Origin of the sequence: Limnohabitans parvus II-B4 (assembly GCF_003063455.1) — a bacterium.
Classification (GTDB): domain Bacteria; phylum Pseudomonadota; class Gammaproteobacteria; order Burkholderiales; family Burkholderiaceae_C; genus Limnohabitans_A; species Limnohabitans_A parvus.
The window spans coordinates 509,973-533,009 of the sequence record NZ_NESN01000001.1; the positions used below are offsets into that span (position 1 = coordinate 509,973).

The following is a 23,037-nucleotide window of genomic DNA, read 5'->3' on the forward strand; positions in this document are numbered from 1 at the left end:
GCGCACTGACCGGCAAGACAAGCCTGGCCGGATACCCGGTCATCAACGGCCCAGTGCTTTGTCTACGCCCTGATTGGCCAGCGCATCGGCCCGTTCGTTGCCCGGGTCGCCGTTGTGGCCCTTCACCCAGCGCCAGTCAATCTGGTGTCCCGAAGTGGACACCACGGTGTCCAATTTTTGCCACAGATCGGCGTTTTTGACGGGCTGCTTGGCTGCTGTGCGCCAACCACGGGCCTTCCAGCCATGAATCCACTCGGTGATGCCTTTGCGCACGTATTCGCTGTCCAGGTACAACGTGACCTGACAGGGCCGCTTGAGGGCCAGCAGACCTTCAATGACAGCGGTCATCTCCATCCGGTTGTTGGTGGTGTTCAGCTCGCCACCAAACAGCTCTTGCACATGCTGGCCTGACTGCAAGCGAACGCCCCAGCCGCCGGGACCCGGATTGCCTTTACAGGCACCATCGGTATGGATTTCAACGTGGTTCAACAATGTCTTTCGGTGCCGCCTGGCGGCCAATGGAAGTGTCTGACCGGGCAATGGGCGCGGTCGCTGCAGCGGGCGATCGTACCGTGCGCCAGCGCCTGCCGTCGATCAAGCGTCCACCGGGCACCCTTTTTGTCGCCGTCAAGAGGTACACGCCCCCCAAAATAGGCCACCACCGCTCGCCAAGCGCATCCATCCAGTTCAGCCGTTGCATCCAGCGTTCACTGCCCAAGGCGGGGGTCCACCCACCGAACCGGCTGACCTGGACCTCAAAACCCAACAAACGCAACCAGTCACGCAAGCGCCGATAAGCGATCAATGACGGGTGCAAGTGGTCATGTGGCACCAGCCCCCGTTGACCACGCGATTGCCGCAAACCCCACCAACTCCAAGGGTTGAGCCCCGTGATCAAGACCTGCCCTTCCGGAATCAGCACCCGCTCGACCTCTCTCAAACAGGCGTGCGGGTCTGCCGAACGCTCCAGGGCATGAGGCAGCACCACCAGATCCAGACTGTCCGCAGGCCATGGCCAGGCCCGACTGTCCAGGCCAACATCCGACCAACTGCTTTGACCCGGGGCCGGCAAAGGCCCATCGGCCTCAAATTCGGCCTGGGCCATCCAGCGGTGAGGCATTCGGTTGCTGCGCAATGCCTGCAAATCGGGCCAACCCAATTGCACGGCGTGGTAGCCAAAGACATCGGCCAACAACTCATCGGCTTGCTGCTGCTCCCAGGCCAACAAGCGTGACGCTACCGGCTGACCCAAATCGGCCAACCAAGCCCCACATGAATGCTTGCTTTCTATAATCTGACTCTCCATGAAACTCATTGCACTGCCCGCCTTCTCCGACAACTACATCTGGTTGTTGCACGATGACCACCACGCGCTGGTGGTTGACCCCGGGGACAGTGCACCTGTATTGGCCTGGTTGCAGCAGCACCCAAGCTTGCAGCTGGACATGATTCTAGTCACGCACCACCATGCCGACCACACAGGCGGCCTGCCCGAGCTGGTTGCCAGCACCGGTGCGCGGGTCGTCGGTCCAGCGATGGAAAAAATGCCGGTCAATGCGCAGGGTTTGCAACAGGGGGACCATGTGGACTGGCATGGCCTTCGCTTTGAGGTCCACGAGGTGCCAGGTCACACACTGGGGCACATTGCTTTTTGGGCACACCCCACAGGACAAGCTCCGCTTCTTTTTTGTGGTGACACCTTGTTTTCTGGCGGCTGCGGTCGGCTGTTTGAGGGCACTCCGGCCCAAATGCTCGATTCACTGGACCGTTTGGCCGCCCTGCCCAATGACACCCGAATTTGCTGCGCCCACGAATACACCCTGTCGAATCTGAAATTTGCCCTGGCGGTCGACCCAGACAACCGCGAATTACACACTTATGCGCAGGCCTGCACAGCCTTGCGACAAGAAAACAAACCCACCCTGCCCGTCCCGCTGTCCACCGAGCGGGCGATCAACCCTTTTTTGCGCAGCCGCAGCAGCGCTGTGTCCAAGGCAGTCAGGCAGCACGATCCCCGTGCCCTGGACGACGTCACGACCTTTGCCGCACTTCGCACATGGAAAAACGAATTTTGATGAACACACTTGACCAGCATGGTGCGATGGACGCAGCCCCCTTTGACAGCACAGGTCGAGCCTGGACAGCCGCCATTTGTGTGGGCATGGCCTTGCTGTTGAGCGCTTGCGCCACCAGCCCGACTGCAACACCCAGCGCCCCCCTACCTGCGCGCACAACTTTGCCTGTAGCCGAGACTGCAGGCCCACAAACACCGGCCTCGGAACCCGTCGCATCCAGCACCGAAGAACGGCCTGTCACACTCAAACCGCGCAGCAACATGGGGCTCACGCCACCCACCGATGTGTGGGAGCGAATTCGGCGTGGTTTTGCCATGCCGGACCTGGACAATGACTTTGTGCGCAACCGGGAGCAATGGTATTCAAGCCGACCCGACTACATGCTGCGCATGACCGAGCGCTCACGGCCTTACCTGTTCCATGTGGTGGAGGAGCTGGAGCGCCGCAACATGCCGACCGAGTTGGCCTTGCTGCCTTTCATCGAGTCGGCCTTCAACCCTCAAGCGGTGTCCAGCGCCAAAGCGGCGGGCATGTGGCAATTCATGCCCGCCACCGGCAAGTTTTTTGACCTGAAACAAAACCTGTTCCGCGACGACCGCCGGGATGTGCTCGAATCCACCCGTGCTGCGCTGGATTACCTGCAAAAACTCTACGGCATGTTCGGTGATTGGCACCTGGCCTTGGCCGCCTACAACTGGGGCGAAGGCAGCGTGGGCCGCGCTCTGGCGCGCAACAAAGCCCAAGGCAAGCCGCTGACCTATAGCGACTTGAACATGCCCAACGAAACCCGCTACTACGTGCCCAAGCTGCAAGCGGTCAAAAACATCGTGGCGCAACCCGAGGCGTTCCGGACCCAACTGCCCTTGATTCAAAACCACCCCTATTTCAAAAGCGTGCCGATTGAGAGGGACATCGATGTGGCCGTGGCCGTCAAGTTAGCGGCCGTCAGCCTAGAGGACTTTAAGGCACTCAACCCGTCCATGAACCGCCCTGTGATCCTCGCGGCAGGCACGCCACAAATTTTGCTGCCTTGGGACAATGCCACGATTTTTGAGCGCAACTTGCAAGCCCATGCCAACCGGCCTTTGGCCACATGGACCGCCTGGCAGGCTCCCCGAACCATGAAGCCCGAAGAGGTGGCTCAACAACTGGACATGCCCGTTGAACAACTGCGCGCCGTCAACAACATCCCTCTTCGGATGATGATCACAGCAGGCTCTACTTTGCTGGTCCACCGCAAAGGACGCCTTGACAACGATGTCACCGAACACTTGGCAGACAACGGGCAACTGGGACTCGCGCCCGAGGTGGTGCTCAGAAGGATTGCAGTTCAGGCTCGTAAAAACGACTCCTTGGCCAGTTTGGCCGCAAGACACGGCGTCTCAGAAGCCAACATGGCCACTTGGAACAAGCTGAAAGCTGGTGCACGTTTGACGGCCGGTCAGACATTGACCATTTTGGTGCCCTCTCAAGGATCACACCGGGTCGCCCGGTCCACGCCGCCCAGCCACCCGGCAGCACCGAAAGTTGCGTCCACCCAGCGCAAAAAAGCCCCCAAGCCCAAACGCTGACCCGAGCGCAGCCCAGCCAACCGGAACAGGCACGATCAAGCGGCGAAACGGCTCTTGGATTTCGCGGCAAACGTGTTGGTGTAGGTTCGCTCCAATGGCAGACGTGCACTGCTCAATGAGTTGGGCAGACGGGTGTGGGCACGCCAGGCATTCAGCACAGCATCTCCTGCGATCAGGCCATCCAGCGCGTACGATTCACGCAACTTCGCGAATGCCCCGAGGTAAGTGGCCCGGTCACCCAACCAATGCTGGGCAGGCACGGTCTTCAAAATATCGGTCAACCCCGCCGTTTGCAACCACTTGAGGGCGTGCACAACGGCATCGGTTAACGCCTGTGCCACATCGGACTGCCGTTGCAAAAAATCAGTTCTTGCCAACAAACAGGCACCCGGCACCTGGCCGCCCATCAGCTTGCGGGTCGACATCAGCGTGCGCGCCTCACCCATCACCCGGATTTCATTTTTCTGTTCCAGCCAGTGCATCACAGGGTCAGGGTTGCACAAAGCATCGATCGTCCCATTGCGCAAAGCGTCCACCACGGCCGCAGACGAACCGACCTCGACAAAAACCACATCTTCGGGCAGCAGGCCGTTTTGCAAAAGCCATTGGCAGGCCATCCAATGGGTGCTGGAATCCAGCGACGTGATGCCCAACCGAGCCCCCTTGAGCCCCATCACCGAACGCAAATCCAGCCGCGACGCCACACCCAAGCTGACCTGCGGTGTTCGCCCCATTTGGACAAAGGCCTGGTAATTCAAGCCTTTGTGTTGCAAGCCAAACAAATGCTCAAACGCGCCGGCAACCACATCGGCCTGCCCCTGCAAAACACTGCCCAAGGCCTTGGCCCCCGACTCGTGGGCCAACCATTCCACAGAGATGCCGGCTTGCCGAAAATACCCCAAGTGCTCCGCCAAAGTCAGCGGCAAGTGGTAGAGGCTTTGTCTGGCCGCCAAAGCGATGGTGACGCGGGGTGCACCGCGCAAAGGGTCCACTGCAGCCAACGGCACCGACGGCTTGACCACAGCGGCCATTGCCGCCAGCAAAACTGAACGTCGCCGCCAAATGACGTGGGACACAAGCTGGCTCCAGTGCACATCGGAAATTCGATGCCTTAAGCATAGGCACAAGCAGGCCTTGGCGCATCGGGAATCATCCCGAGCGGGTTTTCACGTAATGGATTGCAGGTAGTTGACAGAACAAGGCCAGCATGAACCCTGAGTCGACAAACCCCTTGTGGTTTCAGCGTCGGTCGACCAAGGCGTGGGCGATGGTTCCCAAATCCACGTATTCCAACTCACTGCCTGCGGGCACGCCACGCGCCAAACGGGTCACTTTCAGGCCTTGCTGACGAATCATCTCCGAAATCACATGGGCCGTTGCCTCGCCCTCGGCGGTGAAGTTGGTCGCCAGAATCACTTCGGTCAACACGCCATCGGCCACCCGCTTCTTGAGTTTGGCCAACCCGATGTCGTGTGGGCCAATGCCGTCGAGCGGGCTGAGTTTGCCCATGAGCACAAAATACAGCCCCCGGTAAGTGCCTGTGCGTTCAATGGCCGACTGATCGGCCGGCGTCTCGATCACACACAGCAGCGTGCGGTCACGCGTCAAATCCAAGCAGGTGTCGCACAACTCGGCTTCGGTGAAGGTGTGGCAACACTCGCAATGCTGAATTTTCTCAACCGCATTTTGCAAAGCCGCGGCCAGCTGCCTGGCCGTGGCGCGGTCGTTTTGCAACAACTGAAACGCCATGCGTTGGGCCGACTTGATGCCCACCCCCGGCAAGCCCTTGAGGGCCTGGACCAAAGTGGCAAGTGCATGTGTGTCGGCCATGTTGGAAGATCAGTCGATCAGAAAGGCAATTTCATGCCTGGAGGCAAACCGGCGGTCAGCTTGCCCATTTTTTGTTGCGACACTTCTTCAGCCATGCGCACAGCGTCATTGAAGGCGGCCGCCACCAGGTCTTCCAGCATATCCTTGTCATCGGCCAGCAAGCTGGGGTCAATGGTGACGCGGCGCACGCTGTGCTTACAGGTCATCAATACCTTGACCATGCCCGAACCGGATTGGCCTTCCACCTCGACAAAAGCCAGTTCGTCTTGGGCTTTTTTGAGGTTGTCCTGCATGGCTTGAGCTTGTTTCATCAAGCCAGCGAGTTGTCCTTTGTTGAACATGGGGTTTCCTTTGAACGGGGATGAAATAGAAGGTAAAAATCAAATCAACTGGATGCTGCCAGGAACGATTCTGGCGCCGAAGTCTCGCACCATGGCCTGCACCAGCGGGTCGTTCTGAATCAACTCTTGGGCAGCCACCATTTTGGCTGCGGCCAGAACAGCCAAACGCTTGGCTGGGCTGTCGGTGACTTGGCCGATTTCAATGTGGAACTTGACATCGCCATGCCCTGCGGCCAGCAACGCGGCTTGCAGACGCTCACGGCTGGCTGGGTGATTCAAGGTCTCACGCTCTACGCGCAGTTGCCATTGGTCCCCATCGCGGGCCACCAATTGGGACTGCAAAGCCAGCTCTCGCACCAAGGCCGTGATGGCCTCTTGCGCCATCAAGCCTTGCACCACTTCCAGCCAGACATCGCCTTCGGGCGTTGCGTGCAAAGGTGTGCTGCTCTCTGGCTTGGGCACGTCGACCCGCACGGAGGGCTCGGAGGCCTCACGCACGGGTAAAGACCGCAATGCGGGTGCGTGAGACTCAGGGGGCCATGAAACCGAAGGCATGGGCTCTTGCTCGGCGTCATCGGTCGTGTCAGGCCAATCTTCCCATGGAGGCGGCTCCGACTGCACAGACTGAACTGAGGGCGCGGGCACCTGCACGGCTGCTGCTGACGCTGATTCAGGCGTCGGAGCCGGGGTCGGGGACAAGCTCGAAACGGCAACAGCTTGCATGGCACTTACCACCACCGCTGGCGTGGATGCAATGGCCGCTGCTGGCCCTGGGCGTGTTGCGGTCGGTCGAGGCTGCATGTCTGCAGGTGCCGGTGCGACAGCGGCAGGTGCAAGCGGTGTGCCGGCTGCCACAGAAGGGGCAGCGGTCTGCGTCAGTGGCTCAGGGCTGATTCGCGGGCTTTTTTTTTCAGCCATCCCCGCTTGGGGTTTGAAGGCCAGCAGGCGCAGCAACACCATGGTCAGCGCCGCATATTCGTCTGGGGCCAGACCCAACTCCGTGCGCCCATGCAGGCACAGGCTGTACAGCAGCTGGGTTTCTTCGGCTGGCATGGCCTGGGCCAGATCGGCCAAACCTTGGGTGTCGGGGTCATCGCCGTCTTGCGCCATGATCGGCACCATCTGCATCACGGCCATGCGCTGCAGCAACATGGCCATGTCTTCCAGCGTGGCTGCAGCCGACACGCCTTGCAAACGCAGGGCATTGACCTGGGCCACCACGGCAGCACCATCGCCGTCGGTCAGCGCACGGATCATTTGCAGCACATGGCTGCGGTCCACGCTGCCCAGCATCTGGCGCACACCGGTTTCTTGTACCAACCCATTGCCAAAGGCAATCGCCTGATCGGTCAGGCTCAGCGCATCACGCATGGAGCCACGGGCAGCCCGGGCCAGCAGGCGCAAAGCCAAGGGCTCGGCAGTGAGTTGCTCGGCCGCCAGCACCTGGGTCAGGTGTTCAAACACCGTTTCAGGGGCCATCGGGCGCAAATTGAATTGCAGGCAGCGGGACAGCACCGTCACGGGCACTTTTTGCGGGTCGGTCGTGGCCAGCACGAACTTGAGGTATTCGGGGGGTTCTTCCAGCGTCTTCAACATCGCATTGAAGGCGGTGTTGGTCAGCATGTGCACCTCGTCGATCATGAAGACCTTGAAGCGCCCTTGCACCGGCTTGTAAACCGCCTGCTCCAGCAGGCTTTGCACCTCGTCCACACCCCGGTTCGAGGCCGCGTCCAGCTCGGTGTAGTCCACAAAGCGCCCGGCATCGATGTCGCGGCAGGCCTGGCACACGCCACAGGGCTCGGCGGTGATGCCGCCCTGCCCGTCCACGCCCTGACAGTTGAGCGACTTGGCCAAAATGCGCGAAACGGTGGTTTTGCCCACCCCCCTGGTGCCGGTGAAGAGGTAGGCGTGGTGCAGGCGCTGCTGCACCAAAGCATTGGTCAGGGCCTGAACCACGTGCTCCTGCCCCACCATTTCGGTGAAATTGCGGGGGCGGTATTTGCGCGCGAGAACAAGGTAAGACATGGACCTGATTCTATCGGGCTCACGAGGCACTATTGAGGGCCTGTTGTCGCAAGTTGCATGAAGCGGTCAAGCCCACTGGCTGATCTTGTGGAAAACAGGAAAAAACAGCCCAGGACTGAAAAGCGCCATCAAGCTCGCCTACAATCGATCTTGACGGGCCTTCCCGCATGGTGAAGCGGCCAACCGGGTCAGGTGGGGAACCAAGCAGCCCTAACTGTGAATCCAGTGCCGGGGTCAAGGCTCGTCAACTTACATCAAGGCAGTGATTTCTGCGGCTTGCAGTCCCGCAAGCACCCAAAGTCACCCTGAACACCCTAAAGACAAATCAAGCCATTCGACGGCGCAGCGCTGGAAAAGGCAAGGATTTGACTTTGGTGGAACTCACCAACTGAGGCGCTGTTGGCGCGGCACGCAGCAACTCGGAGACCAGCGCATCGGCATTTTTGTGCGCCCCAGCCCGATGGGTCTCGAAGGCCAGCCGTGTTTGAGCGGCCATCTGGGCGACAAAATTTTGAGGGTAGTCACGCACGTTGAAACCACGCAAAGCCATCACTTTCATGAAGGCGTTGGCGGCCTCTTCAACGGCGCGTTGGTATTCTTGGGAAGCTTCTGGAGTCATGTCGACCTCGTTATGGATGAAGTTATTCACATGACAACAACGCAGCACATGACCCGCAGGAATACACCATTTGTAAAAAAATTGTTACAAATTTGCCAAAATACCTTTACCCGCACGCCAACCGCTGGCCAAACAAGCGGTCAGCAGATAGCCGCCCGTCGGGGCCTCCCAGTCCAGCATCTCACCAGCACAGTACACCCCGGAGCGCTTGGACAGCATCAAATCAGGGCTTAAGCCCTCCAAAGCGACGCCGCCAGCCGTGCTGATCGCCTCGTCCACAGGTCTGGGACTTTTGAGCGGTACAGACAAGTGCTTCAAGCTGGCCGCCAAGGCGTCCGGATTGGCCAGGGTGTCGGGCGAGCAAAGCTCATGCAAAAGCCCCATCTTGACGCCATCCACACCCAAACGGCTCTTCAAATGGCTGGACAAACTCCGGCTGCCCCGGGGCCAGCCCACCTCGGAACGCACCTGCTCCAGTGATTTGTCTGGCAACAAATCCAGCGTCAAGCAAGCCGCCCCTTGGGCCAAGTCATCTCGCAACCAAGCCGACGCGGCGTAAATCAGGCTGCCTTCCACCCCTGTATCGGTGATGACAAACTCACCTTTGCGATCAAAACGGACCTCACCAGCAAGCCCAGCCTGAACGCCGACACTGGCAGCCGTACCTGCAGCGACTTTCAGTGCCACCGACTTGAGCGGGTGGCCTGCATAGCGGCTGCGAAAGTGCTCGGTCCAACCTTGACCCTCTCGCCCCAGAACATCAAATCCGCAATTGGCGGGCTGGAGAGGCGCAATGCCAACCCCCTGATCGGCCAACAAGGGCACCCACGCGCCATCAGACCCCAAACGTGGCCAACTGGCCCCACCCAATGCCAGCAAGGTGGCACGAGCACGCACCCGCGTCACACCCGCATGGCCAGTGGGTTGAAAAACCAAATGGTCATCCGCCCAACCTTGCCAGCGGTGGCGCATGTGAAACTGCACCGGCACAGCTGAGGCTGGGTGCCTCAAACGGTGCAACCAAGCTCTGAGCAAAGGGGCCGCTTTCATTTCCTGAGGAAATACCCGGCCGGACGTGCCCACAAAAGTGTCGACCCCCAGGCCCTTGGCCCAATCCCGAACGGCTTGGGCATCCATCTGGTCAAGCCACTGCCCCACCTCGGTCTGCCGTTCGCCATAACGGGTACGGAACACATCGGGCGCCTCGGCATGGGTCAGGTTCAAGCCGCCCTTGCCGGCCAACAAAAATTTTCGGCCCACGGAAGGCATGGCATCGAACAAATGAACGGCGACACCGGCCTGCGACAGCACTTCTGCGGCCATCAGTCCTGCGGGGCCACCGCCCACAATGGCCACATCAACATCCAGCACAGGAGAATCGGAAAGAATTGAAGTGGGTGCAGATAAAGTCATGGATGGATGTGTTGGCAACGCAGACGCGACAGACGAGCGCGGTGGGATTCTGTCAAAATAGCCGTAACTTTAGCCGCATCTTCAATGTTCACAAGGAAAAGGCCATGGCCAGCGATCTGATCAAACACATTACCGACGCCACTTTCGAAGCCGACGTGCTCCAGTCGAGCCAACCGGTGGTGGTCGACTTCTGGGCCGAGTGGTGCGGCCCTTGCAAGATGATTGCCCCCATACTGGACGAAGTGGCTGGCACCTACGAAGGCAAGCTGCAGATCACCAAGATGAACGTGGACGACAACCGCGACATCCCTGCCAAGTTCGGCATCCGTGGCATCCCCACCTTGATGATCTTTAAGGGTGGTCAACTGGCAGCGACCAAAGTGGGTGCCATGAGCAAGTCACAACTGACCGCGTTCATCGACCAGCAGCTGGCTTGATGTCGGCTTTGGCCTGAACCACTCAGGCCACACCTCAAGAACCGGGCAGCAATGGCCCGGTTTTTTGTTTTCTGGCGCACTTCAAAACCTGTCATAATTTCCGCAAGGCAACCCGAACAGGGATCAGCGCCTTGATTGCCGGAAGCACCAGCCCCCAACCCCGGGCGGCAACCGGTTCTGAACATTTCCACCCGCTTATCTGAAAACGGTCCCTGACGGACCGATTCGCCACAGGCCAAATCCATGCATTTGAATGAACTCAAGGCACTTCATGTGTCCGAACTCCTGAAGCAAGCCGACACGCTCGAAATCGAGAACACCGGCCGCATGCGCAAACAGGAGCTGATGTTTGCCATCATCAAAAAGCGCGCCAAAGCGGGCGAACAGGTGTTTGCCGACGGCGTACTGGAAATCCTGCCTGACGGTTTTGGCTTCCTGCGCAGCCCCGACTCCAGCTACACGGCCAGCACCGACGACATCTACATCAGTCCCAGCCAGGTGCGCCGCTTCAACCTGCACACAGGCGACATGATCGAAGGCGAAGTACGCATTCCCAAAGATGGCGAGCGCTACTTTGCCCTGACCAAGCTCGACAAGGTCAACGACGACCTGCCCGAGAACAACAAACACAAGGTGATGTTCGAGAACTTGACGCCCCTGTTCCCCAAAGAGCAGATGCGTCTGGAGCGCGACATCAAGGGTGAAGAAAACATCACCGCCCGCGTGATCGACATCATTGCCCCGCTCGGCCGTGGCCAGCGCGCCCTGATCGTGGCGCAGCCCAAATCGGGCAAGACCGTGATGATGCAGCAGATTGCCCACGCCATCACCGCCAACTACCCCGATGTGCACCTGATGGTGCTGTTGGTGGACGAGCGCCCTGAAGAAGTGACCGAAATGCAGCGCAGCGTGCGCGGCGAAGTGATTTCTTCCACCTTTGACGAACCCGCTTCGCGTCACGTGCACGTGGCCGAAATGGTGATCGAGCGCGCCAAGCGCCTGGTCGAGTTGAAAAAAGACGTGGTGATCTTGCTGGACTCGATCACACGCCTGGCCCGCGCCTACAACAACGTGGTGCCTTCATCGGGCAAAGTGCTCTCGGGCGGTGTGGATGCCAACGCCCTGCAGCGCCCCAAGCGCTTCTTTGGCGCGGCCCGCAATGTGGAAGAAGGCGGCAGCCTCACCATCATCGCTACCGCCTTGGTCGACACCGGTAGCCGCATGGACGAAGTGATCTTTGAAGAATTCAAGGGCACGGGCAACTGCGAAATCCACCTGGAGCGCCGTTTGTACGAAAAGCGCGTGTTCCCGGCCATTAACCTCAACCGCAGCGGCACCCGCCGTGAAGAGTTGCTCTTGCAGCCCGAAGTGCTGCAAAAAACCCGCATCTTGCGCCAATTCATGTACAACATGGACGAAATCGAGGCGATGGAAATGGTCTTGAAGAGCATGAAAGCCACCAAGAACAACTCCGAGTTCTTCGACATGATGCGTCGCGGTGGTTGATGCTCTATAATCGTCAGGTTTTGCGGAAAGTGCACTCAGATAGGCTGAAGTGTGGCTACCGTAGCGAAAATAAAAGGATTTCCCCATGAAAGACGGCATTCACCCCAACTACCGTGAAATTTGCTTCCAAGACATGTCCAATGGTTTCAAGTTCGTGACACGCTCATGTGCTAACACCAAAGAAATGATCACCATGGAAGACGGCCGCGAGTTGCCGCTGTACAAGCTGGACACGACCAGCGAGTCGCACCCCTTCTACACCGGCACACAAAAGTCGGTCGACAACATGGGCGGCCGTGTGGAGAAATTCCGCAACCGTTTCGGCAAGACCACCACCATCGCCAAGTAATTCGCGAATTGGTGACCCCAAAAGGGCAGCCCGGGCAACCGGCCTGCCCTTTTTGCATGGGGCGGCCTCGCTGCAAGCTGCTGCACCCAACGCCCCGGAACTGATATCTTTTGAACCTGTGAACCACCCTACCCCCGCCATCGTTGCACAGAGTGCCGTGCGCAGACTGCCGCGCATGGCCCTGTTGTTGTTGTGCGCAGCCTATGTGCTGCCCGGTTTTTGGGGGCGAACCCTTTGGAAAGCGCAAGACATTGAAGCCTTCGGCTACATGTTGCAACTGGCCAAACCGGGGATGGGGGACATGGTCAGCTGGCTCAAACCCACACTGCTGGGCAGCCCAGACAGCAACTTGGCCTTGCTGCCTTATTGGCTGGGGGCCACTTTTATTCGGCTGGCCCCTTCCGGATTCGAAGACACCTTTGCCCGCTTGCCTTTCATCGCCATGCTGATCACCACGCTGGCAGCAACCTGGTACGGGGTCTATGCATTGACCCGCCACCCTGCCGCGCAGCCGGTGGCGTTTGCATTTGGTGGCGAAGCCAAACCTGCCGACTACGCACGTGCCATGGCCGATGGGGGCTTGCTGGCGCTGCTGGCCTGCCTGGGCTTGGCTCAGCTGTCACACGAAACCACGCCAGCCCTCAGCCAGTTGTGCTTCGCTGCCTTGTTGTTTTTTGGCTTGGCCACATTGACACGCCACCGCCTGCAAAGTGCAGTGGCCATCACCACAGGCATGTTGGGCCTGACCCTGTCAGGAGCCCCGACTTTGGCATTGTGGCTGGGCATCGGTGGCTCGGTCATTTGCGCCACAGCGCAAGCTGCCCCTGCGCAACGCCGCTTGAGCATGCTCGATTTGGGTCTTCTGGCACTCATCTGCCTGCTGTGCATCACCACAGCCGGCGCACTGGATTTGTGGCGCTGGCGCGTGGTGCCACACAGAATGGTCGACTTGCATGTTTTGGCCAAACTGATCGCCTGGTTCACATGGCCGGCTTGGCCATTGGCACTGTGGTCACTGTGGCGCTGGCGCGGGCAATTGTCACAAGGCTGGCGTTACCCCCACCTGGGTTTGCCGCTGTGGTTCGTGACGGTGACGGTCGGCGCAACTTGGTTCACGGGCCTGTCTGACCGTGCGCTTTTGACATCATTGCCGGCCATCGCCACTTTGGCCGCCTTGGCATTGCCCACACTCAAACGCAGCCTGGGGGCCTTGATCGACTGGTTCACCCTGCTGTTTTTCAGTGTTTGCGCACTCACCATTTGGGTGGTCTGGGTGGCCATGCAAACGGGCACACCTGCCAGGCCAGCGGCCAATGTTGCACGCCTGGCACCGGAGTTTGTACCGGCGTTTTCTGTCGGGGCTTTTGCTTTGGCACTGGCCGCCACGGTGGCATGGGCGGCACTGGTGAAGTGGCGCACGGGCTACCACCGTGCTGCCATTTGGAAAAGCCTGGTGTTGCCCGCAGGTGGCGCGGTGCTTTGCTGGCTGCTGCTGACCACCTTGTGGCTGCCATTGCTGGACTACGCCAGAAGCTATGCGCCCTTGGTCCAGAAAGTCACCCGCATCACAGGCCCCAGCGCTTGCCTTCAATACGCAGGGATCTCCAAAGCCCAAGGCGCTGCTTTGATGTACCACGCCCAAGCCAGGCTCGTGCCGATGCAGACACCGCAACCCGACTGCGCCTGGCTGCTCATGGACAACGTCAACCGGTCCTTGCTGTCAGCCAAAATCAAGTCGCTGGGCTGGGTTGAAGAAGCCGCCATCAAGCGCCCTACCGACAAATCCGAAACCCTGGTCATTTTCCGTCCAGCCACAAAGTCCGACACTTCTCCGGCTACACCTGCACGCTGAGCCATGTCCGAGCTGCGCACCATCGCCCGCCATGCCGGCACCGTTCTGGTGGGGCAGCTGGCCGTGATGTCCTTTGGCATCGCCGACACCTTGATCGCAGGCCGGTACAGCCCACAAGCGCTGGCGGTTTTGTCGCTGGCCTCTTCCATCTACATCAGTATTTATGTGGCCTTGAATGGGCTGCTGCAAGCTTTGCTGCCCGTTTGGGCGGAGCTGCACGGCGCAGGTCGTCAAGCAGAAGTTGGGCGCTCGGTCAGACAAGCGCTCTACATCGCAGCAGGCGCTGCCGTGATAGGCATCAGCGGCCTGTGGTTTCCTGACCTTTGGCTGTCCGCCACCGAAGTGCCACCGGATCTTTGGCCCGATGTGCGGGCCTATTTGCGCATCCTGGCGCTGGCCTTGGTGCCTTCGTTGTTGTTTCGGATGTACAGCACCCTGAACCAAAGTCTGGGACATCCACGCTTGGTCACCTGGTTGCAAGCTGGGGCCTTGCTGGTCAAAGTGCCTTTGTCTTTTGTCCTGACTTTTGGTGGGGCCGGTTTTGCGGGCATGGGGGTGGTGGGCTGCGCCTGGGCCACGCTCACGGTCAACACGCTCATGCTGCTGGCGGGTCTGTGGCTGTTGCGCACACAAGACATCTACCAAGCCTATCGTTTGTGGCAGCGTCCCGAAAAACCGGACTGGCCCGTGATCCGGCGTTTCCTGGCCTTGGGCGTGCCCGCCGGATTGTCCATCATGGTCGAGGTGACTTCGTTCACCTTGATGGCCTTGTTCATCGCACGGCTGGGCGCTGTGGCATTGGCCAGCCACCAAATCGCAGCCAGTCTGGCCGCCGTGCTGTACATGGTCCCTCTGGCTTTGGGCATTGCCAGCAGCGCACGCACAGGCTATTGGCTCGGCGCTGGCCAAGCACACAAGGCACGCCGCGCCGCCGGCATGGGGATTGGCTTGGCCATTGGCGCGGCATTGCTCGGCGCAATGCTCTTGTTCATGGGCCGCGAAGTCTTGGCCAACGCTTTCAGCACCGATCCCCGCGTGGTGCAAGCGGCCAGCGTGTGGCTGGCTTGGGTGGCGCTTTACCACCTGGCCGACGCCGTGCAAGCGGTTTGCGCTTACTTGCTGCGCTGCTACCGGATCACGATGCTCCCGCTGGTGGTCTACACCGCCTTGCTCTGGGGTGTCGGGCTGTATGGCGGTTATCGACTGGCATACCAAGGCCTGGATTGGGCGGGTTGGCCCATGCGCGCCAGCGTGGACACGTTCTGGATCACCAGCACAGCGGCGCTGGCACTGGTCTCGGTGCTTTTTGCTGCAATGGTCTGGCATGCCTCACGGCCCCGGCAAACCAGAGCCAGCACGGCATGAGCGATAGGGCGCAAGCTTCTTCTTCAGGCACCGAAATGCGTTAAGGTTGCGGGTCAACTCACTTTGATCTGAACCACACCATGATCCTCGAACTCGCCGACATCCGAATCCACCCCGGACAGCAAGCTGCATTTGAAAAAGCCATTGAACTCGGCTTGAACACCGTGGCTTGCAAAGCCAAGGGTTTTCAAGGCGGCAAGGTCAACCGCGGTATTGAAAGCCCCGAACGCTATGTGTTGCAAATTTTCTGGGACACCCTGGAAGACCACACCGTGGGGTTTCGCGAATCACCACTCTTCACTGAATGGCGCGCCATCGTGGGCCCGTTCTTCGCTGCACCGCCGCACGTGGAGCACTTCGAGCTGACGGCCAAATCAGCCTGAATCGGCATCCGAGCGCCACGTCAATCAACCGCCATCAAGACAGAGCGTGACCTGCCACCAACTGGTTGAGCAAGCGCATGAGCTGCGCCTGCTCTTGCGACGCCAGCGGCGACAAAATCTCCGACTGAACCGCCGCAACTGCAGACTGCATGCCCTGCAGGGCCTGCAAACCCTGAGGGGTCAGCACCAGCAACTTGCGCCGCCGATCCACTTCGTCAGCACGCCGCTCAACCCAGCCCTTGCTTTCCAATCGGCCAATCACCGAACCCGAGGTCGCCGGGTCAAAAGCCACATGTTTGGCCAGTGTGATTTGATCCACGCCCGGCGTGTCCAGCAAGGCATTCAAGATCGCGAACTGAACCGGCGTGACATCGGACGCGGACAGATGCTCGTTGAAAATCGCCACAGAAATTTGGTGCGCTCGCCGAATAAGATGTCCCGGCGCTGCGTTCAAATCAAAGCTGTGCGTCATTTCGGGGGCTCTCCATTAAAAGCAGGGTTATCACCAGTCGCTGTCCTGGTTCAGGCTCCTATAGTAAGCGCGCTTAGCAAAATTTTTAACCCACCTCTCACATCTTCCACTTTCGAAAGTGTTTCATGAGTTTTGTATTTCCACCAACGCCCACCGTCTCCGTACCCGTCCTGGGCCAGCCCGAACGCTTTCCGGTGCACCGCATTTATTGTGTAGGCCGCAACTACGAAGAACACGCCAAAGAAATGGGCTTCACAGGGCGTGAGCCTCCTTTCTTTTTCCTGAAACCGACCGACAGCTTGGTCGTGGTGGAAGCGGGACAAACCGGCCAAATGCCCTACCCCAGCCTGACTCAAAACCTGCACCACGAGATCGAACTGGTGGTGGCCATCGGCCAAGGCGGACGAAATATCAAAGCGGCAGATGCCGCCAAACACATCTACGGTTACGCCGTGGGCTTGGACATGACGCGCCGCGACCTGCAAAACGAGATGAAAAAGCAAGGCCGCCCCTGGTGCATCGGCAAAGCCTTTGACCATTCGGCACCCATCGGCCCGATCACGCCTATGGCACAAGCCGGTGATGTGAACAACGCCGAAATCAGCTTGCAAGTCAACGGTGCCGACCGGCAGCGCAGCAACGTGGCCAAGCTGATCTGGAATGTGGCAGAAACCATCGAGCACCTGTCTGCCGCTTGGGAACTCCAACCCGGCGATCTGATTTACACCGGCACACCGGAAGGGGTGGCGGCCGTGGTCGCCGGAGACACCTTGGTGGGCCAAGTGGCCGGCTTGGGCAGCCTTCAAGTCACTGTCAAATAATGAACAAAAGTGCAAGAAACACCAAACACATGGCGTTTACCCTTAGATGACCGACATTTTCTTGCAAGATAATTCACATTCATGGCCATTACCCGACCAATCGGTTGATTTATCATCCACTTTTGCATCTGTAAAGGAGACACTTTTATGACCCCATTTTTGAAACACACTGCCTTGGCCATTGGCCTGATGGCCGCAGGCTTGGGCGTACACGCCCAAACCATCACCTTGAAAGTGCACCACTTTTTAGGTCCACAAACCATCCAGCACACCACCATGCTGGGCGAGTGGTGCAAAAACATTGCACGCGATTCCAAGGACCGCCTGAAATGTGAAATTTTTCCCTCCATGCAATTGGGCGGAACACCGGTGCAACTGTATGAACAAGCCCGTGACGGCGTCGTGGACGTGGCCTGGACATTACAAGCCTACACACCCAAGCTGGCCAAGCTCGAAGTGTTCGAATTGCCGTTCATGATGACCAATGCAGAAGCCACCAGCCGCGCCGCCTGGGACTACGCTCAAAAGTTCGCCCAGGATGACTACAAAGACGTGAAGATGCTGGCCATCCACGTGCACGGCCCAGGCAACATTTACACCAAAACCAAAGCCGTGCAAACCATGGCCGACCTCAAGGGCATGAAAGTTCGTGCACCCACACGTCAGGTCAACAAAATGGTCGCGATGATGGGTGCAACCCCCGTGGCCATGCCTGTACCGCAAGTGCCTGAAGCCTTGTCCAAAGGTGTGATCGACGGTGCCGTGATTCCCTACGAGGTCGCACCTGGCCTGAAGGTCAACGAATTGACCAACTTCACAGCCGAAACCGACCGCAGCTACAACGCGCTCTACACCACCGTATTCGTGGTGCCGATGAACAAGGCCAAGTACGAGTCGCTGCCTGCGGACCTGAAAGCGGTGATCGACAAGAACTCTGGCCGTGAACTCTCGGCATTCATGGGCAAAACCCAAGCCGGCCACGACGTTCCTGGCAAAAAAGTGTTTGAAGCTTCGGCCAACCAGAAAATCAGCATCATCCCCAAAGCTGAACTGGAAAAATGGAAGAAAGCCACAGACGCGCTGGACGATGCTTGGGTTGCCGAGATGACCGGCAAGGGCATGGACGGCAAAGGCATGCTGCAAACAGCCACCGACCTGATCAAGCAGTACACCAAGTAATTGTCGCTTTGACGTTACCCAAGAGCAGGGACTTCCCTGCTCTTTTTTTGATGGACTGCGGGTGCGCGCCTCACCGTCGCAAGCACTCCATAAGATGTTTCACTTTTCCGCTCTGCGACCCCCACAATGATGTTCTCAAATCCCCTGGAGCGGATCGCCCGCTTCTGCAGCATATTGGGCGGGCTGGTCATGACCAGCCTGATGCTGATGACCTGTTACAGCCTGATCGGGCGTAACTTTTTCGACTCCGCACTGATTGGCGACTTTGAATTGACCGGCGTTGGCGCAGGTGCAGCGATTGCGCTGTTCATGCCCTTGTGCCAGCTCAAGCGTGAAAACATCATCGTTGACTTCTTCACAGCCAAATGCAGCGAAGCCACCAACTTCAAGCTCGACCGCTTGGGCGACTTGTTCATGACCTTGATCTTTTTTCTGCTGGCTTGGCGATGCGGCGCTGCGGCCATCAACGCCAAGGAAACACTGGGCGCATCCATGCTGTTGGGCTTTCCCGATTGGATCGTTTTCACCAGCATGTGCATTCCCTTTGGCATCACCGCCCTGATTGCCGCCATGCAAGCACTTTCTCAATTTGACAAAAACAACAAGGCTTCGTCATGACCCCGATCACTTTGGCTCTGCTGATTTTCGGCATCATGTTGATGCTCATGGTCGTGCGCGTCCCGATCGCGGGTGCCATGTTCCTGGCCGGTGCGGTGGGCTTCATCCTGCAGTCCGGTCTCTCGCCTTTCCTGAACTTCCTGAACAATCTGGCTTTTGCCCGACTCGCTAACTATGACCTGTCGGTCATCCCCCTGTTCATCTTGATGGGAAATTTCGCAACCCAAGGCGGTATCAGCAAAGCACTGTTCCAGTTCGCTGCTGCGGTCATGGGGCGATTCAAGGGCGGACTGGCCATGGGCGCGGTGCTGGCTTGCGGCGCATTCGGTGCCATTTGCGGCTCCTCTGTGGCCACAGCGGCCACCATCACGGGTGTCGCCTTGCCCGAGATGAAACGCCATGGCTACTCAGGCCGCCTGGCCACGGGCACCTTGGCCGCAGGTGGCACGCTGGGCATCTTGATCCCACCGTCTGTGCCGCTGGTGATTTATGCCATCCTGACCGAGCAAAACATCGCCAAGCTGTTTGCGGCAGCCATGATGCCGGGCATCATCGCCATGGTCGGCTACATGATCGCGATCGCGATTTACGTGCGCTTGGTCCCTGGCCAAGCCCCCGATCAGGAAGACCGTGAAAAGCTGACGTTCGAGTCGCTCAAAGGCATCTTACCGATTGCCTCCATCTTCGTGATTGTGTTTGGTGGTATCTACGCGGGCTTCTTCACACCAACAGAAGGTGCGGCAGTGGGGGCTGCATCCACGTTTTTGGCCGCTTTGCTCAAACGTGAATTGACCTGGGAAAAATTCCTGCACTGCTTCCACGCCACCGCCCTCAGCTCCGCCATGATTTTCATGATTTTCATGGGAGCGGACGTCATGAACGCCTCTTTGGCCCGCACCCAAGTGCCCGGCCAGCTGGCTGAACTGGTGGTGTCAATGAACCTGGCCCCGCTGATGGTGGTCTCGGGCATCTTGCTGCTGTATGTGGTACTCGGCGCGGTGATGGACGAGCTGTCCATGCTGCTGTTGACCATCCCGATCTTCTTCCCCATCATCATGAAGCTCGACTTCGGCATGACGCCTGAACACACCGCCATCTGGTTCGGCATCATGGTGCTGATGACCGTGGGCTTTGGCATGTTGGCGCCCCCGGTGGGCCTGAACGTGTATGTGGTCAACGGCATGGCCAAGGACGTGCCGTTGAGCGAAAGCTACAAAGGCATCATGCCTTTCCTGATCAGCGACACCATCCGTACCCTGCTGTTGCTGTTCTTCCCCGGCATCTCTTTGTTCCTGATCCAGTACCTCACCTGATCCGGTCCATGACCCGAAACGGCCTCCATGGTTCATGACCTTGGGGGCTTTTTTATGCGGACTGGTTAGACTTGCTGCGTTTACGCTTTTTCTGTTGATTCCTCACCTTGAGTTCCCTTCATGATGTTTGACCGCACCATTCGACACTGCCGACAATGCGGCGCACTGGTGGCGCGCCGCCTGCCGGACGATGGCGACACCCGCGAACGGGCCATTTGCACGGTTTGCCACACCGTCCATTATGAAAACCCGCTCAACGTGGTCGGCACCGTACCTGTTTGGGGCGAACAGGTGTTGCTGTGCAAACGCAACATCGAACCCCGCAAAGGAAAATGGACTTTGCCCGCAGGCTTCATGGAGTTGGGCGAATCCACCTCAGAGGGGGCTGCTCGGGAAACCACCGAGGAAGCCGGCGCGCAATTCATCATGGAAGACCTGTTCACCGTGATGAGTGTGCCCCGCGTGGGCCAAGTGCACTTGTATTACCGGGCCCGCCTGACCAGCGACGAATTTGACCCCGGCCATGAAACCATGGAAGCGCGACTGTTCAAGGAGGAAGAGATTCCTTGGGAGGAATTGGCGTTCAGAACCGTCAAGGAAACCTTGGAGCACTACTTTGCCGATCGGCGCGCAGGGCACTTTGGCACCCACGCATTTGACATTGCGTAAAAAAATCAACGGCACCGAGCCCAAAGGCGTCGACGCACTCTCATAATACGGATGCGTTTTCTTACTTTCACCAGATTTTCCAAAGGGTTAGCATGATCAAGTCCATCACAACCGTTCTGAGCAGCTTGCTCGCTGCCGCCGCCATGGCTCAAACGGCTGCACCAGCACCAGCGCCTGCCCCTGCGGCGGCCCCTGCTGTGACAGCCACCCCGGCCGTCGCCCCAGCTCCGGCTGCGGCCCCGAAAGCCGAAGCCCCGGCCAAGAAAAAGGCGGCCCACAAGGCCACCAAGAAAAGTAAAAAATCGAAGAAGAGCAAAGCCAAGTAATTGACTTGATCTCTGCATTTCTCGCCTGAAATATTTAGACCTGGAAAACAAAGGCCACCTTCGGGTGGCCTTTGTTTTGGGGCGACAGGATCACCAGGGCGCCAAGCGCGTCATCACGAATCACACATCAATGGCCTGGGCTGAGCCCGCCAATTTGCGCAACTCAAACTTCTGAATTTTGCCGGTACTGGTCTTGGGCAACTCGCCAAACACCACTGCACGCGGCACCTTGAAACCCGCCAGATGTTGCTTGCAGTGCGCCACGATCTGCTCGGGCGTGGTCTGCGCTCCGGCTTTGAGCTCCACAAAGGCGCAAGGTGTCTCACCCCAGCGCGCATCGGGCTTGGCCACCACGGCCGCCGCCAGCACATCGGGGTGGCGGTACAGCACGTCTTCAACCTCAATGGACGAGATGTTCTCGCCACCCGAGATGATGATGTCCTTGCTGCGGTCCTTGATCTTGATGTAGCCATCGGGATATTGCACGGCCAAATCACCACTGTGGAACCAGCCGCCTGCAAAGGCCTCCTGCGTCGCTTTAGGGTTCTTCAAATAGCCCTTCATCGCGATGTTCCCCTTGAACATGATTTCACCCATGGTCTCGCCGTCTTGCGGCACGGGCTGCATCGTTTCAGGGTCGAGCACACGCACATCGCGCTCCAAGTGGTAGCGCACGCCTTGGCGGGCGTTCAGGCGAGCACGCTCGCCAATATCCAATGCATTCCAGTCATCATGCTGGGCACAGACCGTGGCCGGGCCATAGACCTCCGTCAAGCCATACACATGGGTCAGATCAAATCCCATCTGCTCCATTCCTTCGATCATTGAGGCAGGCGGTGCAGCCCCCGCCACCATGGCCTTAACACCCGCGGGAACACCCGCTTTCATAGACTGCGGCGCGTTGACCAGCAAGCCATGCACGATGGGCGCTCCGCAGTAATGGGTCACACCATGTTGGCGGATCGCGTCAAAAATCGCCTGCGCATCGACCCGACGCAAACACACGTTGACGGCTGCGCGTGCGGCCAGCGTCCACGGAAAGCACCAGCCATTGCAATGAAACATGGGCAACGTCCACAAATACGCCGCGTGCTTGGGCATGTCCCACTCCAGAATGTTCGAGATCGCGTTCGTTGCAGCACCCCGGTGGTGATACACCACGCCCTTGGGGTTGCCCGTGGTGCCACTGGTGTAATTCAGTGCAATCGCATCCCACTCGTCGGCGGGCAAGCTCCAGGCAAACGCCGCATCACCACTGGCCACAAAAGCCTCATAAGTGCTTGCACCGATCTTTTCACTCGGTCCGTTGTACAGCGCGTCCTCCACATCCAACACCAATATCGGTGTGGAGGATTGACGCAAGGCCAGCGCATTTTTCATCACGCCCGAAAACTCCGGGTCCACGATCACCGCTTTGGCCTCGCCGTGGTCCAGCATGAAGGCGATGGTTTGCGGATCGAGACGGGTGTTGAGCGCATTGAGCACCGCACCGGCCATCGGGATGCCAAAGTGCGCCTCCACCATGGGCGGCGTGTTGGGCAACATCACCGCCACCGTGTCATTCTTGCCGATGCCCGCCTTGCTTAACGCGCTGGCCAGCTGACGACTGCGACGGTAGGTGGTCGCCCAGTCCTGGCGCAACTCACCGTGCACGATGGCCAAGCGCGTCGGGTAAACCTCGGCTGTGCGCTCAATGAAGCTCAATGGCGACATCGGTGCATGGTTGGCGGGTGTCTGGGGCAAATCTTGGTCAAAGATGCTGACTTTGGTATCGGTCATGAGGCATTCCGTTTCGGCTGTGGGTTCCATGTTCCACAGTTTGCCTAAGCCCCATCAAAAATCCATGCTGGTTTGCCCCGAAACAAGTCTCTCG

General features: G+C 58.9%; 24 protein-coding genes and 1 other RNA gene. 15 read left to right on the top strand and 10 right to left on the bottom strand.

What is annotated here, in order from left to right:
* Positions 1-42: 42 nt before the first annotated feature.
* Both rnhA and B9Z37_RS02265 read right to left on the bottom strand, forming a co-directional pair.
* The gene (rnhA, locus tag B9Z37_RS02260; protein ID WP_108311411.1) at positions 43-489 is read right to left on the bottom strand and encodes a ribonuclease HI; all 447 of its coding nucleotides are present in this window, start codon (positions 487-489) and stop codon (positions 43-45) included.
* Positions 476-1,306, bottom strand: a complete 831-nt coding sequence (locus tag B9Z37_RS02265) for a class I SAM-dependent methyltransferase (RefSeq protein ID WP_108311412.1) — start codon at positions 1,304-1,306, stop codon at positions 476-478. Before B9Z37_RS02265 ends, rnhA begins: the two co-directional genes overlap by 14 nt.
* Here B9Z37_RS02265 and gloB point away from each other — a divergent pair.
* Both gloB and B9Z37_RS02275 read left to right on the top strand, forming a co-directional pair.
* The gene (gloB, locus tag B9Z37_RS02270; protein ID WP_108311413.1) at positions 1,305-2,075 is read left to right on the top strand and encodes a hydroxyacylglutathione hydrolase; all 771 of its coding nucleotides are present in this window, start codon (positions 1,305-1,307) and stop codon (positions 2,073-2,075) included. The genes B9Z37_RS02265 and gloB overlap by 2 nt on opposite strands.
* Positions 2,076-2,101: 26 nt before the next feature.
* Positions 2,102-3,646, top strand: coding sequence for a transglycosylase SLT domain-containing protein (locus B9Z37_RS02275; RefSeq protein ID WP_167394321.1), 1,545 nt, complete (start codon positions 2,102-2,104; stop codon positions 3,644-3,646).
* Between the two features lie 35 nt (positions 3,647-3,681).
* Here the strand turns inward: B9Z37_RS02275 and B9Z37_RS02280 are convergent, their stop codons facing one another.
* The 4 genes from B9Z37_RS02280 to dnaX all read right to left on the bottom strand — a co-directional run bounded on the left by B9Z37_RS02280 (position 3,682) and on the right by dnaX (position 7,842).
* Positions 3,682-4,722 (bottom strand): ABC transporter substrate-binding protein, encoded by a 1,041-nt coding sequence (locus B9Z37_RS02280; protein WP_240606592.1) that lies wholly within the window; start codon positions 4,720-4,722, stop codon positions 3,682-3,684.
* Between the two features lie 163 nt (positions 4,723-4,885).
* Positions 4,886-5,476 carry a recombination mediator RecR gene (gene recR, locus B9Z37_RS02285; protein WP_108311416.1) on the bottom strand — a complete coding sequence of 197 codons (591 nt, stop codon included), beginning with the start codon at positions 5,474-5,476 and terminating at the stop codon, positions 4,886-4,888.
* A 17-nt stretch (positions 5,477-5,493) separates the two neighbouring features.
* Positions 5,494-5,817: a YbaB/EbfC family nucleoid-associated protein gene (locus B9Z37_RS02290; protein ID WP_019429347.1), complete on the bottom strand. Its 324-nt coding sequence runs from the start codon at positions 5,815-5,817 to the stop codon at positions 5,494-5,496.
* A 39-nt stretch (positions 5,818-5,856) separates the two neighbouring features.
* Positions 5,857-7,842 (bottom strand): DNA polymerase III subunit gamma/tau, encoded by a 1,986-nt coding sequence (dnaX, locus tag B9Z37_RS02295; RefSeq protein ID WP_108311417.1) that lies wholly within the window; start codon positions 7,840-7,842, stop codon positions 5,857-5,859.
* Between the two features lie 152 nt (positions 7,843-7,994).
* Between dnaX and ffs the strand changes: the two genes are divergently transcribed.
* An RNA gene (ffs, locus tag B9Z37_RS02300) (signal recognition particle sRNA small type) lies at positions 7,995-8,091 on the top strand.
* A 76-nt stretch (positions 8,092-8,167) separates the two neighbouring features.
* Here ffs and B9Z37_RS02305 read toward each other — a convergent pair.
* Together B9Z37_RS02305 and B9Z37_RS02310 are read right to left on the bottom strand one after the other, a co-directional pair.
* Positions 8,168-8,461, bottom strand: a complete 294-nt coding sequence (locus tag B9Z37_RS02305; RefSeq protein ID WP_108311418.1) for a hypothetical protein — start codon at positions 8,459-8,461, stop codon at positions 8,168-8,170.
* Positions 8,462-8,545: 84 nt separating this feature from the next.
* On the bottom strand, positions 8,546-9,874 hold the full coding sequence (locus tag B9Z37_RS02310) for a BaiN/RdsA family NAD(P)/FAD-dependent oxidoreductase (RefSeq protein WP_108311419.1): 1,329 nt from the start codon (positions 9,872-9,874) through the stop codon (positions 8,546-8,548).
* 104 nt (positions 9,875-9,978) lie between these two features.
* Between B9Z37_RS02310 and trxA the strand changes: the two genes are divergently transcribed.
* The 6 genes from trxA (at position 9,979) to B9Z37_RS02340 (ending at position 15,766) form a co-directional block, all read left to right on the top strand.
* Positions 9,979-10,311, top strand: a complete 333-nt coding sequence (gene trxA / locus B9Z37_RS02315) for a thioredoxin TrxA (protein WP_108311860.1) — start codon at positions 9,979-9,981, stop codon at positions 10,309-10,311.
* A gap of 243 nt (positions 10,312-10,554) precedes the next feature.
* Complete coding sequence (rho, locus tag B9Z37_RS02320; protein WP_062405887.1) at positions 10,555-11,817, top strand: transcription termination factor Rho; 1,263 nt, start codon at positions 10,555-10,557, stop codon at positions 11,815-11,817.
* An 85-nt stretch (positions 11,818-11,902) separates the two neighbouring features.
* Positions 11,903-12,166, top strand: a complete 264-nt coding sequence (locus B9Z37_RS02325; RefSeq protein ID WP_100117605.1) for a type B 50S ribosomal protein L31 — start codon at positions 11,903-11,905, stop codon at positions 12,164-12,166.
* A gap of 118 nt (positions 12,167-12,284) precedes the next feature.
* A complete protein-coding gene (locus B9Z37_RS02330) occupies positions 12,285-14,018 on the top strand; it encodes a hypothetical protein (protein WP_205872528.1) in 1,734 nt (577 codons plus the stop codon).
* Positions 14,019-14,021: 3 nt separating this feature from the next.
* Entirely contained in the window at positions 14,022-15,383 is a 1,362-nt protein-coding gene (locus tag B9Z37_RS02335) for an MATE family efflux transporter (protein ID WP_108311420.1), read from the top strand.
* Between the two features lie 80 nt (positions 15,384-15,463).
* A complete protein-coding gene (locus B9Z37_RS02340) occupies positions 15,464-15,766 on the top strand; it encodes an antibiotic biosynthesis monooxygenase family protein (RefSeq protein WP_108311421.1) in 303 nt (100 codons plus the stop codon).
* A 34-nt stretch (positions 15,767-15,800) separates the two neighbouring features.
* Here the strand turns inward: B9Z37_RS02340 and B9Z37_RS02345 are convergent, their stop codons facing one another.
* Complete coding sequence (locus B9Z37_RS02345) at positions 15,801-16,172, bottom strand: MarR family winged helix-turn-helix transcriptional regulator (protein ID WP_338066578.1); 372 nt, start codon at positions 16,170-16,172, stop codon at positions 15,801-15,803.
* 191 nt (positions 16,173-16,363) lie between these two features.
* Between B9Z37_RS02345 and B9Z37_RS02350 the strand changes: the two genes are divergently transcribed.
* The 6 genes from B9Z37_RS02350 to B9Z37_RS14275 all read left to right on the top strand — a co-directional run bounded on the left by B9Z37_RS02350 (position 16,364) and on the right by B9Z37_RS14275 (position 21,164).
* Positions 16,364-17,059, top strand: a complete 696-nt coding sequence (locus tag B9Z37_RS02350) for a fumarylacetoacetate hydrolase family protein (protein WP_108311423.1) — start codon at positions 16,364-16,366, stop codon at positions 17,057-17,059.
* Between the two features lie 147 nt (positions 17,060-17,206).
* Positions 17,207-18,238: a TRAP transporter substrate-binding protein gene (locus B9Z37_RS02355; protein ID WP_108311424.1), complete on the top strand. Its 1,032-nt coding sequence runs from the start codon at positions 17,207-17,209 to the stop codon at positions 18,236-18,238.
* Positions 18,239-18,367: 129 nt separating this feature from the next.
* A complete protein-coding gene (locus B9Z37_RS02360) occupies positions 18,368-18,856 on the top strand; it encodes a TRAP transporter small permease (RefSeq protein WP_240606593.1) in 489 nt (162 codons plus the stop codon).
* Positions 18,853-20,169, top strand: a complete 1,317-nt coding sequence (locus B9Z37_RS02365) for a TRAP transporter large permease (RefSeq protein WP_108311426.1) — start codon at positions 18,853-18,855, stop codon at positions 20,167-20,169. Before B9Z37_RS02360 ends, B9Z37_RS02365 begins: the two co-directional genes overlap by 4 nt.
* 120 nt (positions 20,170-20,289) lie before the next feature.
* Positions 20,290-20,838, top strand: coding sequence for an NUDIX hydrolase (locus B9Z37_RS02370; RefSeq protein ID WP_108311427.1), 549 nt, complete (start codon positions 20,290-20,292; stop codon positions 20,836-20,838).
* A gap of 92 nt (positions 20,839-20,930) precedes the next feature.
* Positions 20,931-21,164, top strand: a complete 234-nt coding sequence (locus tag B9Z37_RS14275; RefSeq protein WP_146179686.1) for a hypothetical protein — start codon at positions 20,931-20,933, stop codon at positions 21,162-21,164.
* 120 nt (positions 21,165-21,284) lie between these two features.
* On the opposite strand, the gene B9Z37_RS02375 is transcribed toward B9Z37_RS14275, so the two are convergent.
* The gene (locus B9Z37_RS02375) at positions 21,285-22,943 is read right to left on the bottom strand and encodes an acyl-CoA synthetase (protein ID WP_108311862.1); all 1,659 of its coding nucleotides are present in this window, start codon (positions 22,941-22,943) and stop codon (positions 21,285-21,287) included.
* Positions 22,944-23,037 lie beyond the last annotated feature (94 nt).

What these genes read in the sequence shown, in the direction of transcription:
- B9Z37_RS02370 (WP_108311427.1), top strand. Translation starts at nt 20,290, where the DNA reads ATGATGTTTGACCGCACCATTCGACACTGCCGACAATGCGGCGCACTG.
- B9Z37_RS02335 (WP_108311420.1), top strand. Translation starts at nt 14,022, where the DNA reads ATGTCCGAGCTGCGCACCATCGCCCGCCATGCCGGCACCGTTCTGGTG.
- B9Z37_RS02365 (WP_108311426.1), top strand. Translation starts at nt 18,853, where the DNA reads ATGACCCCGATCACTTTGGCTCTGCTGATTTTCGGCATCATGTTGATG.
- B9Z37_RS02325 (WP_100117605.1), top strand. Translation starts at nt 11,903, where the DNA reads ATGAAAGACGGCATTCACCCCAACTACCGTGAAATTTGCTTCCAAGAC.
- B9Z37_RS02310 (WP_108311419.1), bottom strand. Translation starts at nt 9,874, where the DNA reads ATGACTTTATCTGCACCCACTTCAATTCTTTCCGATTCTCCTGTGCTG.
- gloB (WP_108311413.1), top strand. Translation starts at nt 1,305, where the DNA reads ATGAAACTCATTGCACTGCCCGCCTTCTCCGACAACTACATCTGGTTG.
- dnaX (WP_108311417.1), bottom strand. Translation starts at nt 7,842, where the DNA reads ATGTCTTACCTTGTTCTCGCGCGCAAATACCGCCCCCGCAATTTCACC.
- B9Z37_RS14275 (WP_146179686.1), top strand. Translation starts at nt 20,931, where the DNA reads ATGATCAAGTCCATCACAACCGTTCTGAGCAGCTTGCTCGCTGCCGCC.
- B9Z37_RS02265 (WP_108311412.1), bottom strand. Translation starts at nt 1,306, where the DNA reads ATGGAGAGTCAGATTATAGAAAGCAAGCATTCATGTGGGGCTTGGTTG.
- B9Z37_RS02340 (WP_108311421.1), top strand. Translation starts at nt 15,464, where the DNA reads ATGATCCTCGAACTCGCCGACATCCGAATCCACCCCGGACAGCAAGCT.
- B9Z37_RS02290 (WP_019429347.1), bottom strand. Translation starts at nt 5,817, where the DNA reads ATGTTCAACAAAGGACAACTCGCTGGCTTGATGAAACAAGCTCAAGCC.
- trxA (WP_108311860.1), top strand. Translation starts at nt 9,979, where the DNA reads ATGGCCAGCGATCTGATCAAACACATTACCGACGCCACTTTCGAAGCC.
- B9Z37_RS02350 (WP_108311423.1), top strand. Translation starts at nt 16,364, where the DNA reads ATGAGTTTTGTATTTCCACCAACGCCCACCGTCTCCGTACCCGTCCTG.
- B9Z37_RS02360 (WP_240606593.1), top strand. Translation starts at nt 18,368, where the DNA reads ATGTTCTCAAATCCCCTGGAGCGGATCGCCCGCTTCTGCAGCATATTG.
- recR (WP_108311416.1), bottom strand. Translation starts at nt 5,476, where the DNA reads ATGGCCGACACACATGCACTTGCCACTTTGGTCCAGGCCCTCAAGGGC.
- B9Z37_RS02375 (WP_108311862.1), bottom strand. Translation starts at nt 22,943, where the DNA reads ATGACCGATACCAAAGTCAGCATCTTTGACCAAGATTTGCCCCAGACA.
- B9Z37_RS02355 (WP_108311424.1), top strand. Translation starts at nt 17,207, where the DNA reads ATGACCCCATTTTTGAAACACACTGCCTTGGCCATTGGCCTGATGGCC.
- B9Z37_RS02305 (WP_108311418.1), bottom strand. Translation starts at nt 8,461, where the DNA reads ATGACTCCAGAAGCTTCCCAAGAATACCAACGCGCCGTTGAAGAGGCC.
- rho (WP_062405887.1), top strand. Translation starts at nt 10,555, where the DNA reads ATGCATTTGAATGAACTCAAGGCACTTCATGTGTCCGAACTCCTGAAG.
- B9Z37_RS02275 (WP_167394321.1), top strand. Translation starts at nt 2,102, where the DNA reads ATGGACGCAGCCCCCTTTGACAGCACAGGTCGAGCCTGGACAGCCGCC.